Origin of the sequence: Kitasatospora sp. MAP12-44 (genome assembly GCF_029892095.1) — a bacterium.
Classification (GTDB): Bacteria; Actinomycetota; Actinomycetes; order Streptomycetales; family Streptomycetaceae; genus Kitasatospora.
The window spans coordinates 3,282,195-3,296,610 of record NZ_JARZAE010000004.1 but is presented as its reverse complement, the minus strand read 5'-3'; the positions used below and the strand labels follow the sequence as shown (position 1 = coordinate 3,296,610).

The window sequence follows — 14,416 nt, the reverse complement described above, 5'->3', positions numbered from 1 at the left end:
CGCGCTGTCCCGGTGGTGTTCACCCTAGGCTGGTGCCATGACCGAGCCGGATCGACCCCGACGCAGCGGGCTGCGTGGTTTCGGCCACGACGGCCCCTCCCCCTGGACCGACCTCGACCGACCGCCGCTGGACGCTGACGCGCTACGCCGCGACCTGGTGCTGCCCGGCGGCCTGTGGACCGCGCTGGACGTGGTCACCGAGACCGGCTCGACCAACAGCGACCTCACCGCCCGGGCGGCCACCGGCGCGCCCGAGGGCGCGGTGCTGGTCGCCGAGCGGCAGAGCGCGGGGCGTGGCCGGCTGGACCGGCAGTGGTCGGCGCCGGCCCGCTCGGGCCTCTTCCTCTCGCTGCTGCTGCGCCCGACCGTGCCGCGCGAGCGGCTCGGCTGGCTGCCGATCCTGGTCGGCGTGGCGGCGGCCGGCGCGATCAGCCGGGTCGGCGGCATCGAGGTCGGCCTCAAGTGGCCCAACGACCTCCAGGTCACCGTGGACGGCGCCGAGCGCAAGCTGGGCGGCATCCTCACCGAGCTGACCGGTGACGCGGTGGTCGCGGGCCTGGGCCTGAACGTCTCGCTGCGGGCCGACGAGCTGCCCGTCCCGACCGCCGCCTCGCTGGCGCTGGCCGGCGCCGAGGTCACCGAGCGCACCACGCTGCTGCGCGCGGTGCTGCGCGAGTTCGCCGAGCTCTACACGGAGTGGCAGGCGGCGGCCGGCGACCCGCACGCCAGCGGGCTGCTGCCCGCGTACGCGGCGCGCTGCACCACGCTGGGCCGCCAGGTCCTGGTGCAGCTGCCGGGCGATCGCGAGCTGCGCGGCGAGGCGGTGGCCGTGGACGGCGACGGCCGGCTGGTGGTCCGCAAGCCCGACGGAACCCGGCAGGCGGTCGGCGCCGGCGACGTCGTGCACGTCAGACCGGAGTAGCGCTCACCACCCGTGCGACCGGAACCGACCGATGATCGGCAGCGGATGTCCCGGATCGGACGATTCCGTGCGACCATTCCACCTGGCAACGGTGTGAGGCGCGCCACTGTCGATGCGACGGTGCGCTGCCACGCAGCAGGGCAGGACCTTGAGGCAAGTGCGGCAGACGCACGGGGACGGACCGGTGGCAGACGACGACGGCGGGGCGCCGGAGGACAGCTCGGAGGGCATCGCCACTCCTGAGTACGGCGGCGAACCCGAAGAAGCGGACGCCACCGTCGCCCTCGATCTGGAGCGGCTGATCCTGGACGCGCCGCGCCGCTACACCCCTTACCAGGCGGCCCGCGCGGCCGAGGTCCCGATGGAGCTGGCCACCCGCTTCTGGCGGGCGATGGGCTTCCCCGACATCGGGCAGTCCCGGGCACTGAACGACAGCGACGTGATCGCGCTGCGCCGGCTGGCCGGCCTGGTGGAGTCCGGGCTGATCAACGAGTCGATGGCGATCCAGGTGGCGCGCTCGACCGGCCAGACCACCGCGCGGCTCGCGGGCTGGCAGATGGACACCTTCCTGGAGAACCTCACCCAGGCGCGTGAGCCCGGCCTGACCCGCGCCGACGTCGCGTACCCGCTGGTCGAGCTGCTGCTGCCGGAGCTGGAGCAGTTCCTGGTCTACGTCTGGCGGCGCCAGCTGGCCGCCGTCACCGGACGAGTGGTGCAGGCGGCCGAGGACACCGAGATCACCAGCGGCCGGCTCGCGGTGGGCTTCGCGGACCTGGTCGGTTTCACCCGGCTCTCCCGGCGGCTCGAGGAGGAGGAGCTCGGCGAGCTGGTGGAGACCTTCGAGTCCACCTGCTCCGATCTGATCGCGGGCCAGGGCGGCCGGCTGATCAAGACCCTGGGCGACGAGATCCTCTATGTCTCCGAGGACCCGGTGACCGCCGCCGAGATCGCGCTCAGCCTGGTGGACACGCTGACCAAGGACGACACCATGCCCGCGCTGCGGGTCGGGATGGCGTTCGGCGCGGTCACCTCGCGGATGGGCGACGTCTTCGGGACCACCGTCAACCTGGCCAGCCGGCTCACCTCGATCGCGCAGCGCGACGCCGTGCTGATCGACGGCGAGTTCGCCGCCGCGCTGGAGCAGGCCGGCGCCGGCTCGCAGGGCGGCGCGGACGGCTCGGGCTCGGCCCAGTCCCAGCTCGCCGAGGCGCTGGCCGCCGCCTCCGGGGCCCCGCTCGCCAGCATGGCCAAGCAGCCGGACGCCGCGGCAGGGCCGCGCTTCCAGCTCCAGCCGATGTGGCGCCGGCCGGTGCGCGGGCTCGGCCTGGTCGAGCCGTGGCTGCTCAGCCGGCGCGTGCGCCCGCCGCGGGGCTGAGCCAGGCGAGCAGATTTGTGCAGACCTGTGCAGGTCCGCGCAGGCCTGTGAAGGTCTGCGCCGGTCGGCGGAGCAATTCCGGCAAACCGGGCATATCCTCGGCAATCCCCCCTAGTGTTGACCTCGGACGACACGAGGCCGAAATCAACGGTTGGGGCGAGCGTGGGCGGTGCGCAGGTGATGGCGGAACCCGGACATCCCGGAGCGGGCACGGCGGACCTGGTGGCGGGGGGCCTGGACCGGCGCCTACAGGCCGTCGTGGAGATGGCCCAGGAGATGGCCGGGGCGCAGAGCGCGCTGGAGGCCGTCCGGACGGCTGCCGCGCACGCCACCTCCGCGCTGAGCGCCTCGATGGCCGCCGTCTCGGTCTGGGACCGCGAGTCGGGACGGCTGCGGGTGCTGGTCAACCACGGCGAACTGGCGGCCGGCGAGGAGGAGGTCCCCGAGGACGAGTCCTACCCGGTCGCCGACTTCCCCGAGATCGTCACCTATCTGGACGAGCACTGGTCCACCGGGCGGCTGCCGCGGGCCTGGGTGCAGACCGCCGGCGACCTGGTCTCGGCGGAGGGCGCCGAACTCGGCGCGCATGCGCACGCCGGGACCGGCGCGTTCTGCCGTCAGCGCGCCGCCGGGCTGCGCCGCCGCGGCCGGTCCTGCTGCCTGGTCGCCCCGATCGTGCTGCACGGCCAGGCCTGGGGCGAGCTCTACCTGGCCCGCGGCGAGGGCCTGCCGGTCTTCACCGAGTCCGACACCCAGTACGCGACCCTGCTGGCCGCCCAGATCTCGGCCGGCCTGGCCCAGAGCGAGCGGCTGGCCGACCTGCGCCGGCTGGCCTTCACCGACCCGCTCACCGGCCTGGCCAACCGCCGGGCGGTGGACGCCCGGCTGGAGAGCGCGCTGGCCGCGCACAACCGCGACAACACGGTGGTCTCGCTGGTGGTCTGCGACGTCAACGGGCTCAAGCGGATCAACGACCAGCACGGCCACGAGATGGGCGACCGGCTGCTGGAACGCTTCGCCAACCAGTTGTCGATGGCCGGTGCCAAGCTGCCCGGCAGCCTGGCGGCCCGCCTCGGCGGCGACGAGTTCTGCCTGCTGGCGGAGGGCCAGAAGGCCGACGAGGTGGTCGCGGTGGCCGAGGAGCTGTGCGTCCGGGCACTGCAGCTCGCCGACGGCGAGGGGGTGGCCTGCGGGATCGCCTCCACCGGCGACTCGATCGGGCCGGTCACCACGCCCGACCGGCTCTTCCGGCTCGCCGACGCCGCGCAGTACCGGGCCAAGGCGGCCCGGGCGGCCCACCCGGTGGTGGCCGGCCGCAGCCACGGCCCCGGCCTCTCGCCGGACCCCACCGTGCTGCTGGCCGACGCCGCCGATCCGCACCACCGCGCCGACGGCCGGGGGCGCGCGGGTGCGGGCGGGCGCGGCGCGCACGGCGACCGCCGCCGGTTCCGCGGCGCCGCGCACAGCGCCGACCCCGGGCAGCTGCTCACCGCCGTGCTCGGTGTGCTGGACCGCGAGGGCGGCGGCCGGGTCAGCCACCCGGCGGACACCCTGGCCCGGCTGGCGGCGGTGGCCGAGACCTCGGCCCGGCTGCTGGACGCGGTGGCCTGGTGGATCAGCTACGTCCCGCCCGGCTCGCAGCTGATGCACACGGCCCGGCACGCGGTCTACCGGATGACCAAGGGCCCCGGCACCCAGGGCGAGGGTGCGGTCTCCCCGGGCGTGGCCCGGCGCGCGGAGAACCAGCGGGCCCGGATCGAGGCGCCCGACGCGGTCTTCGACCTCGACCACTACCCGCGGACCGGGCAGGCCGTGCGCGGCGGCGGCTTCGCGCTGCGCACCGGCGCGGTGGGCAACGACCCGGCCGAGGAGGCCGTGCTGGTGGTCGGCGGCTACAAGGGCATGGTCGCGGCCGGCGGCGCCAACCCGGCGGGCGGCTGGCTGCTCGAACTCTTCGCGGACGAGTCCACCCTGCCGCTGGGTCAGATCGCTCCCGCGCTTCGCGCGCTGGTCGCCGTCGCGCTCTCCGGCCCGGCCTCGCCGCCGCCGGGGTGAGCGATCCGGTCCGCGCGGGTGTAGACGTTGGCCGACTCGCCGCGCAGGAAGCCGAGCAGGGTCAGTCCCAGCTCCTCGGCCAGGTCCACCGCGAGCGAGGACGGCGCGGAGACCGCCGCCAGCAGCGGGATCCCGGCCAGTGCGGCCTTCTGGGTGAGCTCGAACGAGGCCCGGCCGCTGACCAGCAGCAGATGGCCGGTCAGCGGCAGCAGGCCCGCGCGCAGTGCCCAACCGACCACCTTGTCCACGGCGTTGTGCCGCCCGACATCCTCGCGGGCGCAGAGCAGCCGGCCGTCGGCGTCGAAGAGGCCGGCCGCGTGCAGGCCGCCGGTGCTCTCGAAGGTCTTCTGGGCGGCGCGCAGTTGGTCGGACAGGCTGTAGAGCAGCTCGGGGGCGACCCGCAGCGGGTCCTCGGCGACCGGCCAGCGCACATGGGTGCGGACGGCGTCCACGGTGTCGCGTCCGCACAGGCCGCAGGCGCTGGTGGTGAGCAGGGTGCGGTGCGCGGAGAGCGGCAGCGCGGGGGCGCCGCGCAGGGTGGCGTCGACCACGTTGTAGGTGTTGGCGCCGTCCTGGTCGGTGCCCGCGCAGTAGCGCAGGGCGGCCAGTTCCTCGGCGGAGTGCAGCAGTCCCTCGCCGACCAGGAAGCCGGCCACCAGGTCGAAGTCCTGGCCGGGCGTGCGCATGGTCACCGTCAGGGGCTCGCCGCCGACCCGGATCTCCAGCGGCTCCTCGGCGGCCAGCGCGTCCGGGCGGGTCGTCCGTTCCGCGCCCTTCAGCCGCACCACTCGTCGCCGTGCCGTCGCCCGCGCCATCCCGCCCTGCCTCCCGCTCGCCCGTTTCACCCCCCAGCATGAGGCACGCCGGGATTCCGCCGTCATGCGGTTGTCATATCTCCATTCAGCTGATCTGATAGTGCATATGGATATGCACAGTGCTGCCGCCCCCGACGCGCCGCTCGTCCTGGTCGGCAAGGCCGATGTCACCGCAGAGGACGTGCTCGCCGTAGCGCGGGGCAATGCCCGGGTCGAGATCGGCCCCGACTCGCTGGCCGAGATGGCCGTCTCGCGCGCCCGGATCGACGCCCTGGCCGCCGAGCCCCGGCCGGTCTACGGCGTCTCCACCGGGTTCGGCGCGCTCGCCGTCCGGCACATCAGCCCCGAGCTGCGGGCCCAGCTCCAGCGCTCGCTGGTCCGTTCGCACGCGGCCGGCATGGGCCCGGCCGTCGAGCGCGAGGTGACCCGTGCGCTGATGTTCCTGCGCATGAAGACGCTCGCCTCCGGCCGCACCGGTGTGCGCCCGCTGGTCGCCCAGACGATGGCCGCCCTGCTGAACGCCGGCATCACCCCGGTGGTGCGCGAGTACGGCTCGCTCGGCTGCTCCGGCGACCTCGCGCCGCTCTCGCACTGCGCGCTGGTGCTGATGGGTGAGGGCGTCGCGTACGGACCGGATGGCGCCGAGCGCCCGGCCGGCGAGCTGCTGGCCGAGGCCGGCATCACGCCCGTCGAGCTGCTGGAGAAGGAGGGCCTGGCCCTCATCAACGGCACCGACGGCATGCTCGGCATGCTGGTGATGGCCTGCGCCGACCTGGCCCGGCTCTTCACCATCGCCGACATCACCGCCGCGATGTCGCTGGAGGCGCTGCTCGGCACCGACAAGGTGCTCGCCCCCGAGCTGCACGGCCCGATCCGCCCGCACCCGGGCCAGGCGCTCAGCGCCGCCAACATGCTGGCCGTCCTCAAGGACTCCGGCCTGACCGGCCACCACCAGGACGACGCGCCGCGCGTCCAGGACGCCTACTCGATCCGCTGCGCCCCGCAGGTGGCCGGCGCCGGCCGCGACACCCTGGCGCACGCCCGCCTGGTCGCCGACCGCGAGCTTGCCGCCTCGGTCGACAACCCGGTGGTGCTGCCCGACGGCCGGGTGGAGTCCAACGGCAACTTCCACGGCGCCCCGGTCGCCTATGTGCTGGACTTCTTGGCCATCGCCGCCGCCGACCTCGGCTCGATCTCCGAGCGGCGCACCGACCGGCTGCTCGACAAGAGCCGCTCGCACGGCCTGCCGGCCTTCCTGGCCGACGACCCGGGCGTGGACTCCGGTCTGATGATCGCTCAGTACACCCAGGCCGCCCTGGTGAGCGAGAACAAGCGCCTCGCCGTCCCGGCCTCGGTCGACTCGATCCCGTCCTCCGCGATGCAGGAGGACCACGTCTCGATGGGGTGGTCGGCGGCCCGCAAGCTGCGCCAGTCGATCGACAACCTGGGCCGCATCCTGGCCGTCGAACTCACCGCCTCCGCCCGCGCGCTGGAGATCCGGACGGTCGACGGCACGGTCGCGCTCGCACCGGCCACCGCCGCCGCGCTCGCCGTGGCCCGCGAGGCCGGCGTCGGCGGGGCCGGCCGGGACCGCTTCCTGGCGCCCGACCTGGACGCGGCCGAGGCACTGGTCGCCTCGGGCGCCCTGGTGCGCGCCGTCGAGAAGGTCACCGGACCGCTGGCCTAGCGGCTACCGGCGGAGCGGGTGGGTCTCAGGCCCACTCGCTCCGCGGGGCCTGGGCCCGTTTCTGCTGCTCGCGGCGCTCGCCGTGGGCCGCGGCGAAGTTGACGCCGACGATGCCGGCCCAGCAGCTGAGCATGCCGACGATGCCCGCGGCGGAGGCGATGCCGGTGAGCGGGATCGCGAGCATCAGCGACAGGGCCGGCAGCCCGCCCCAGCCGCGCCCCCCGTGCCGCTCACGCCGACCCGGGCGGGCCTGCTCGTACGGGTTCGGCGCGTACTGGCCCATCCGCTCGGCGACCTGCTGCTCGACCCGCGCGTCGAGGCGGGCGTCGATCCGGGAGAGGAACGAGTCGACCAGCTCCGACTCGTACTCGGCGCCGAGCTCCTTGCGGGTCTGCAGAGCGGCGTCGAGATCGGTCTTCAGGTCGGACGGGCGCGGGTCGCGGCGAGGTTCCATGGAGACAGCTTGGCGGCCGGGCAAGGGCCCGGTCCACCTACCGACGGCGCTCTCAGGGGTAAATCAGGGTGACCCTGACGAACTGCCGAGCCCGCCGGCCGTCCCGGCGTACGAGACGTCATTGCCCGCAGCTGCGGACTGCTGCACAGTCGAGCGGACCACTGTGGTCCGCTCACCCCGAAGGGAGCCCCGATGACCGCGACAGCCGAACCGTCCCCCGGTCCGTCCGCCCGGTTGCTGGAGCTCTTCGACGGCCACCGCCTGACACCCACCCAGCGCCGGATCGCGCACGCCCTGGTCCGGCACGCCGGCGAGGCGCCGTTCCTCTCCAGCGTGGAGGTGGCGGAGCTGGCCGGGGTCAGCCAGCCCTCGGTCACCCGCTTCGCGGTGGCCCTGGGCTACGACGGCTACCCGGCGCTGCGCAAGCGGCTGCGCGAGCTCGGCGCGGGCGAGCCGGCCGGGCCGGAGACGCCCGCCGACGTGGTGCGCAACGAGCACCAGCAGGCCGTGCTGGCCGAGATCGCCCACCTGCGGCGGCTGGCCGAGCTGCTGGCCGACCCCGAGCCGATCGTCCGGGCGGGCCGGCTGCTGGCCGCCTCCAGACCGCTGCCGGTGCTCGGCCTGCGGGCCGCCTCGGCGCAGGCCCGCGGCTTCGCGTACTTCGCCGCCAAGGTGCACCCCGACATCCGGCTGCTGGACGAGGGCGGCAGCATGCTCGTCGACCGGATCGAGCAGGCCGCCGCGGCCGGCGCCTCGGCGCTGCTCTGCTTCGCCCTGCCGCGCTACCCGCGCGAGCTGATGGACGCGCTGGCGGTCGCCCGCGAGTGCCGTCTCACCGTGCTCACCGTCGCGGACAGCGCCTTCGCGCCGGTCGCCAAGCTCTCCGACCTGCTGCTGCCGGCCGAGGTCGGCACCGGCCTGGTCTTCGACACGGCCTGCGCCCCGATGGTGCTCGGCCGCGTGCTGCTGCAGACCATGTGCGACGAACTCCCCGGTGCGGAAGCCCGGTTGGAGGCCATCGAGCATTCCGCGGCGACCCGCGGGCTGTTCCTGGAGTAGCAGTTCGAACGCGCGGGCATCCCTTGGGTAGGACGAACGGGGGTGTCCGGATGCGCGTGATCCACGAGATGAGACCGGTCGGCCGACTCTCCTGCGGAGCGGAGGAGTGGGCCTGCCCCACCTGCGGTCGCCGGGTGACCCTGGCGGGCCCACCCGAGCCGGGTCTGACGGTGCTGGAGCCGGGCGACGAGAGCGCGGTGCACGTCGGCATCGTCGATCCCGGCCAGAGCGCCGCCGCCACCGCCGCCGAGCGCTACGGCCTCGGCCCGATCCAGGAGATCCCGCGCCCGCCGTCCATGCCGGTCCTCCCTGCCGAGCCGGCCACCGCCGCCGAGGCCGCCGAGCAGGACCGCCGCTGGCTCGCCGAGATCGGCATCGACTGGGACGGCCCGGCTGCCGCTTAGCTCTTGGCCACGCTCGGATTGCGGGCGGCGGGGACCCCGGCGCACGGTGGATGTGCGGTTTTCTTCAGCCACAGGTCTGGCTCGGTGCCTGTTGTTTGGATATATTCAGACAGACAGTTGTTGAATGAATCCATCCGGAGCGGTCCGGCCGGCAGGTAGTAGGGAGAGCGACGGCATGGTGCAGCAGCAGACGAGCGGACCTCGTGAAGTACGGGCCGCGCGCGGCACGAACCTCAGCACCCAGGGCTGGCAGCAGGAGGCCGCCCTCCGGATGCTCATGAACAACCTCGACCCGGAGGTCGCCGAGCACCCCTCCAAGCTCGTCGTCTACGGAGGCACCGGCAAGGCGGCGCGCGACTGGCGCTCGTACGACGCGATGGTGCGCACCCTGCAGACCCTGAAGCAGGACGAGACCATGCTGGTCCAGTCCGGCCGCCCGGTCGGCGTGATGCAGACCCACGAGTGGGCGCCGCGCGTCCTGATCGCCAACTCCAACCTGGTCGGCGACTGGGCCAACTGGGAGGAGTTCCGCCGCCTGGAGAGCCTCGGGCTCACCATGTACGGCCAGATGACCGCGGGTTCCTGGATCTACATCGGCACCCAGGGCATTCTGCAGGGCACCTACGAGACCTTCGGCGCCGTCGCCGCCAAGAAGTTCAACGGCACGCTGGCCGGCACCATCACGCTGACCGCCGGCCTCGGCGGCATGGGCGGCGCCCAGCCGCTGGCCGTCACCATGAACGACGGCGTGGCGATCTGCATCGACTGCGACCCGTCCCGGATCGCCCGCCGGATCGAGCACCGCTACCTGGACGTCGAGGCGACCAGCCTGGCGCACGCGCTGGAGCTGGCCACCGACGCCCGCGACCAGCGCAAGCCGCTCTCCATCGGCCTGCTGGGCAACGCCGCCGAGCTGTTCCCGCAGCTGCTGGCGATGGACGCGCCGATCGACATCGTCACCGACCAGACCAGCGCCCACGACCCGCTGGCCTACCTGCCGATCGGCGTCGATTTCGACGACATGGCCGACTACGCGGCGGCCAAGCCCGCCGAGTTCACGGTGCGCTCGCGCGAGTCGATGGCCAAGCACGTCGAGGCGATGGTCGGCTTCCAGGACAAGGGCGCCGAGGTCTTCGACTACGGCAACTCGATCCGCGGCGAGGCCCAGCTGGCCGGCTACACCCGGGCGTTCGACTTCCCCGGCTTCGTGCCGGCGTACATCCGCCCGCTGTTCTGCGAGGGCAAGGGCCCGTTCCGCTGGGCCGCGCTCTCCGGCGACCCGCAGGACATCTACAAGACCGACAAGGCCGTGCTCGACCTCTTCCCGGAGAACGAGTCGCTGCACCGCTGGATCAAGATGGCCCAGGAGAAGGTGCACTTCCAGGGCCTGCCGGCGCGGATCTGCTGGCTCGGCTACGGCGAGCGCGACAAGGCCGGCGAGCGCTTCAACGACATGGTCGCCTCCGGTGAGCTCTCCGCGCCGATCGTGATCGGCCGCGACCACCTGGACTGCGGCTCGGTCGCCTCGCCGTACCGCGAGACCGAGGCGATGCTGGACGGCTCGGACGCGATCGCCGACTGGCCGCTGCTGAACGCCATGGTCAACGTCGCCTCCGGCGCGTCCTGGGTCTCCATCCACCACGGCGGCGGCGTCGGCATCGGCCGCTCGATCCACGCCGGCCAGGTCACGGTGGCCGACGGCACGGCGCTGGCGGGCGAGAAGATCCGCCGGGTGCTCACCAACGACCCGGGCATGGGCGTCATCCGGCACGTCGACGCCGGCTACGACATCGCGACCGAGGTCGCGGCCGAGCGCGGTGTGCGCGTCCCCATGGGCGAGCTGTGACAGACACTTTCGGTGCGATGTGGGCGGAGCTGCTCCCGGTGGGCCGCTCCGCCTCGTCCGGCGGCTACCGCCGGCACGCCTGGAACGCCGCGGACGCCGAGTGCCGGGCCTGGTTCGAGCAGCAGGCCCGCTCCCGGGGCCTTGCCTACGAGTTGGACCGCAACGGCAACCAGTGGGCCTGGCTGGGCGATCCGCAGCAGGACGGCGCGATCGTCACCGGCTCGCACCTGGACTCCGTCCCGGACGGCGGCGCCTTCGACGGCCCGCTCGGCGTGGTCTCCTCCTTCGCCGCGCTGGACGAACTGCGCTCGCGCAAGGCCGAGTTCAGCAAGCCGCTGGCGATCGTCAACTTCGGTGACGAGGAGGGCGCCCGGTTCGGCGTGGCCTGCATCGGCTCCCGGCTGAGCGCGGGCGTGCTGGGCCGCGAGCAGGCGTTCGAGCTGCGCGACGCCGACGGCGTCCGGCTGCCCGACGCGATGGAGCGGGCCGGCTACGACCCCGAGGCGATCGGCGCGGACAGCGACCGCCTCAGCCGGATCGGCGCCTTCGTCGAGCTGCACGTCGAGCAGGGCCGCTACCTGACCGAGGAGCACCCGGTCGGCGTGGCCAGCGCGATCTGGCCGCACGGCCGCTGGCGCTTCGACTTCCACGGCGAGGCCAACCACGCCGGCACCACCCGGATCGAGGACCGCCGCGACCCGATGCTGACCTACGCCACCACGGTGCTCAGCGCGCGCAAGAAGGCCAAGCTGGCCGGCGCGCTGGCCACCTTCGGCAAGGTCGCCGTCGAGCCGAACGGCACCAACGCGATCGCCTCGCTGATCCGCGGCTGGCTGGACTCCCGGGCGGCCGACGAGGAGGTGCTGGACGCGCTGGTCGAGGAGATCCGCGCGGCGGCCACCGAGCGCGGCGAGCGCGACGGCGTCCGGGTCGAGCTGACCCGCGAGTCGTACACGCCGGTCGTCGACTTCGACGGCCCGCTGCGCGACCGGCTGGCCAAGCGGCTGGGCGGGGTGCCGATCCTGCCGACCGGCGCGGGACACGACGCGGGGATCCTGGCCAGCGCCGTGCCGACCGCCATGCTGTTCGTACGGAACCCGACTGGCATCTCGCACTCCCCGGCCGAGCACGCCGAGGAGGCGGACTGCCTGGCGGGTGTGGCGGCGCTGGCGGACGTTCTGGAGGATCTGGCATGTCAGTGAGCACGGTGTACTGGGCGCAGCACGCCTGGCTGCCGCACATCAACGGTCCGGTGGTCGAGCCGGACGTGCTGATCGAGGTGGCCGGCAACGGCAAGTTCGCCAAGATCACGCCCGACAGCGGCCCCTGCCCGCCGCAGGCCGTCCGGCTGGACGGCCTGGCGGTGCCCGGCCAGGCGAACGCGCACTCGCACGCCTTCCACCGCGCGCTGCGCGGCACCGTCCAGGTCGGCTCCGGCACGTTCTGGACCTGGCGGGACACCATGTACCGGTTCGCCGGCGCGCTCGACCCGGACAGCTACCTGGCGCTGGCCACCGCCGTCTACGCCGAGATGGCGCTGGCCGGGATCACCGCGGTGGGGGAGTTCCACTACCTGCATCACGCCCCCGGCGGTGCCCGCTACAACGACCCCAACGCGATGGGCGAGGCGCTGATCGAGGCGGCCGCCCGGGCCGGCATCCGGATCACGCTGCTGGACACCTGCTACCTCTCCTCCGGCTTCGGCGCCGAACTGACCAAGCCGCAGCTGCGGTTCGGGGACGGCGACGCCGACGCCTGGGCCGAGCGGGCCAGTGACCTCAAGGCCCGCGAGCACGCCCGGATCGGCGCGGCCGTCCACTCGGTGCGCGCCGTACCGGCCGACCAGCTGAGCACGGTCGCGCACTGGGCCAGGATGCGCAAGGCGCCGCTGCACGTCCACCTCTCCGAGCAGACCGCGGAGAACGACGCCTGCCTCAGCGCCCACGGGGTCACCCCGACCCGGCTGCTGGCCGACCACGGGGTGCTCGGGCCGCGCACCTCGGCCGTCCACGCGACGCACCTCACCGAGGAGGACGTCAAGCTGCTCGCCGACTCCTCCACGGTGATCTGCATGTGCCCGACCACCGAGCGCGACCTGGCCGACGGCATCGGCCCGGCCCACCAACTGGCGGGCGGCGGTTGCCCGATCACCCTGGGCAGCGACAGCCACGCGGTGATCGACCCGTTCGAGGAGGCCCGCGCGCTGGAGCTGAACGAGCGGCTGCGCACCCGCACCCGCGGCCACTGGACGGCCAACGCGCTGCTGCGGGCCGGCAGCGAGGACGGCCACGCCTCGCTCGGCTGGCCGGAGGCCGGACGGATCGAGGCCGGTGCCTTCGCCGACTTCACCGTGCTGGCGCTGGACTCGGTGCGCACCGCCGGCCCCGCGCCCCGGCTCGGCGCGGAGATCGCGGTCTTCGCGGCCACGGCGGCGGACGTCCGGCAGGTGGTGGTCGGCGGCCGGCGGATCGTCGTGGACGGCGTGCACCAGCTGGTCGCCGACGTCCCGGCAGCGCTGCGCGACTCGATCGCCGCGCTGCTTTCCTGAACGAACTCCCCGCGGGCCCGGCGGCTTTCGGGCCGCCGCGCCCGCGGGCCCGGATCCGAGAGGGCCTCATGAGCAGCACCCTGATCACCAACATCGGCAGCCTGGTCACCAACGACCCGTCCCACGACGGCCTGCTCGGCCTGGTCGAGCAGGCCGCCGTGGTGGTCGACGGCTCGGTGGTCACCTGGACCGGCCGGGCCGCCGAGGCGCCCGCCGCCGACCAGGTGTTCGACGCCGAGGGCCGCGCCCTGCTGCCCGGCTTCGTGGACTCGCACGCCCACCTGGTCTTCGCGGGCGACCGCACCGCCGAGTTCAACGCCCGGATGTCCGGCCAGAGTTACTCGGCCGGCGGGATCCGCACCACGGTGGCCGCCACCCGCGCCGCGAGCGACGCCGAACTGGACGCCAACCTGGCCCGGTTCGTCCGCGAGGCGCTGCGCCAGGGCACCACCACCATCGAGTGCAAGTCCGGCTACGGCCTGACCGTCGCCGACGAGGCGCGCGCGCTGCGGATCGCCGCCGCGCACACCCCGGAGACCACCTACCTCGGCGCGCACATCGTGGCCCCCGAGTTCGCCGACGACCCGGCCGGCTACGTCGACCTGGTGACCGGCGAGATGCTGGACGCCTGCGCCCCGCACGCCCGCTGGGTGGACGTCTTCTGCGAGCGCGGCGCCTTCGACGGCGACCAGGCCCGCGCGGTGCTGAAGGCCGGTCAGGAGCGCGGCCTGATCGCGCGGGTGCACGCCAACCAGCTCGGCCACGGCCCGGGCGTGCAGCTCGCCGTCGAGCTGGGCGCGGCCTCGGCCGACCACTGCACCCACCTGACCGACGCGGACGTGGCGGCGCTGGCCGAGAGCGACACCGTGGCGACCCTGCTGCCCGGCGCGGAGTTCTCCACCCGCGCCCCCTACCCGGACGCGCGCCGGCTGCTCGCCGCGGGCGCCACCGTCGCGCTCTCCACCGACTGCAACCCGGGCTCCAGCTTCACCAGCTCGATGGCGTTCTGCATCGCGGTCGCCGTCCGCGAGATGGGCATGACCCCGGACGAGGCCGTGCACGCCGCCACCGCCGGCGGCGCCCGCGCGCTGCGCCGCACCGACGTCGGCCGGATCGCCCCCGGCGCCCGCGCCGACCTGCTGCTGCTTGACGCCCCCTCGCCCGTCCATCTCGCCTACCGCCCCGGCGTCCCGCTCACCGCCGCCGTCTGGCGCGCGGGCGTCCGGGAGCTCTGAGGCGCATGACAAGGGC

Annotated in this window: 11 protein-coding genes and 1 pseudogene; 10 read left to right on the top strand and 2 right to left on the bottom strand. The window is 74.1% G+C overall.

What is annotated here, in order from left to right; genetic code table 11:
• Nucleotides 1-37 precede the first annotated feature (37 nt).
• From P3T34_RS15305 to P3T34_RS15295, 3 genes and pseudogenes are all read left to right on the top strand, one after another.
• Nucleotides 38-922 carry a biotin--[acetyl-CoA-carboxylase] ligase gene (locus P3T34_RS15305; RefSeq protein WP_280666586.1) on the top strand — a complete coding sequence of 295 codons (885 nt, stop codon included), beginning with the start codon at nt 38-40 and terminating at the stop codon, nt 920-922.
• A gap of 229 nt (nt 923-1,151) precedes the next feature.
• Complete coding sequence (locus P3T34_RS15300) at nt 1,152-2,297, top strand: adenylate/guanylate cyclase domain-containing protein (RefSeq protein WP_280672118.1); 1,146 nt, start codon at nt 1,152-1,154, stop codon at nt 2,295-2,297.
• A gap of 276 nt (nt 2,298-2,573) precedes the next feature.
• Nucleotides 2,574-3,731 (top strand): annotated as a pseudogene (locus P3T34_RS15295) (diguanylate cyclase); the annotation flags it as partial.
• A 548-nt stretch (nt 3,732-4,279) separates the two neighbouring features.
• Here P3T34_RS15295 and fdhD read toward each other — a convergent pair.
• A complete protein-coding gene (gene fdhD / locus P3T34_RS15290) occupies nt 4,280-5,167 on the bottom strand; it encodes a formate dehydrogenase accessory sulfurtransferase FdhD (RefSeq protein ID WP_280666585.1) in 888 nt (295 codons plus the stop codon).
• Nucleotides 5,168-5,273: 106 nt separating this feature from the next.
• Here fdhD and hutH point away from each other — a divergent pair, with 106 nt between their 5' ends.
• Entirely contained in the window at nt 5,274-6,854 is a 1,581-nt protein-coding gene (gene hutH, locus P3T34_RS15285; RefSeq protein ID WP_280666584.1) for a histidine ammonia-lyase, read from the top strand.
• A 25-nt stretch (nt 6,855-6,879) separates the two neighbouring features.
• Here the strand turns inward: hutH and P3T34_RS15280 are convergent, their stop codons facing one another.
• Nucleotides 6,880-7,308, bottom strand: a complete 429-nt coding sequence (locus tag P3T34_RS15280) for a hypothetical protein (protein ID WP_280666583.1) — start codon at nt 7,306-7,308, stop codon at nt 6,880-6,882.
• 192 nt (nt 7,309-7,500) lie between these two features.
• On the opposite strand from P3T34_RS15280, the gene P3T34_RS15275 reads away from it, so the two are divergent.
• The 6 genes from P3T34_RS15275 to hutI all read left to right on the top strand — a co-directional run bounded on the left by P3T34_RS15275 (nt 7,501) and on the right by hutI (nt 14,400).
• Nucleotides 7,501-8,367, top strand: a complete 867-nt coding sequence (locus tag P3T34_RS15275) for a MurR/RpiR family transcriptional regulator (RefSeq protein WP_280666582.1) — start codon at nt 7,501-7,503, stop codon at nt 8,365-8,367.
• Between the two features lie 50 nt (nt 8,368-8,417).
• Nucleotides 8,418-8,771 carry a hypothetical protein gene (locus P3T34_RS15270; RefSeq protein ID WP_280666581.1) on the top strand — a complete coding sequence of 118 codons (354 nt, stop codon included), beginning with the start codon at nt 8,418-8,420 and terminating at the stop codon, nt 8,769-8,771.
• A 175-nt stretch (nt 8,772-8,946) separates the two neighbouring features.
• On the top strand, nt 8,947-10,617 hold the full coding sequence (gene hutU / locus P3T34_RS15265) for a urocanate hydratase (protein ID WP_280666580.1): 1,671 nt from the start codon (nt 8,947-8,949) through the stop codon (nt 10,615-10,617).
• Nucleotides 10,618-10,634: 17 nt separating this feature from the next.
• A complete protein-coding gene (locus P3T34_RS15260; RefSeq protein WP_280672116.1) occupies nt 10,635-11,819 on the top strand; it encodes an allantoate amidohydrolase in 1,185 nt (394 codons plus the stop codon).
• Nucleotides 11,810-13,165, top strand: coding sequence for a formimidoylglutamate deiminase (locus P3T34_RS15255; RefSeq protein ID WP_280666579.1), 1,356 nt, complete (start codon nt 11,810-11,812; stop codon nt 13,163-13,165). The genes P3T34_RS15260 and P3T34_RS15255 overlap by 10 nt, the downstream gene beginning before the upstream one ends.
• A gap of 68 nt (nt 13,166-13,233) precedes the next feature.
• Nucleotides 13,234-14,400 carry an imidazolonepropionase gene (gene hutI, locus P3T34_RS15250; protein ID WP_280666578.1) on the top strand — a complete coding sequence of 389 codons (1,167 nt, stop codon included), beginning with the start codon at nt 13,234-13,236 and terminating at the stop codon, nt 14,398-14,400.
• Nucleotides 14,401-14,416: the final 16 nt, after the last annotated feature.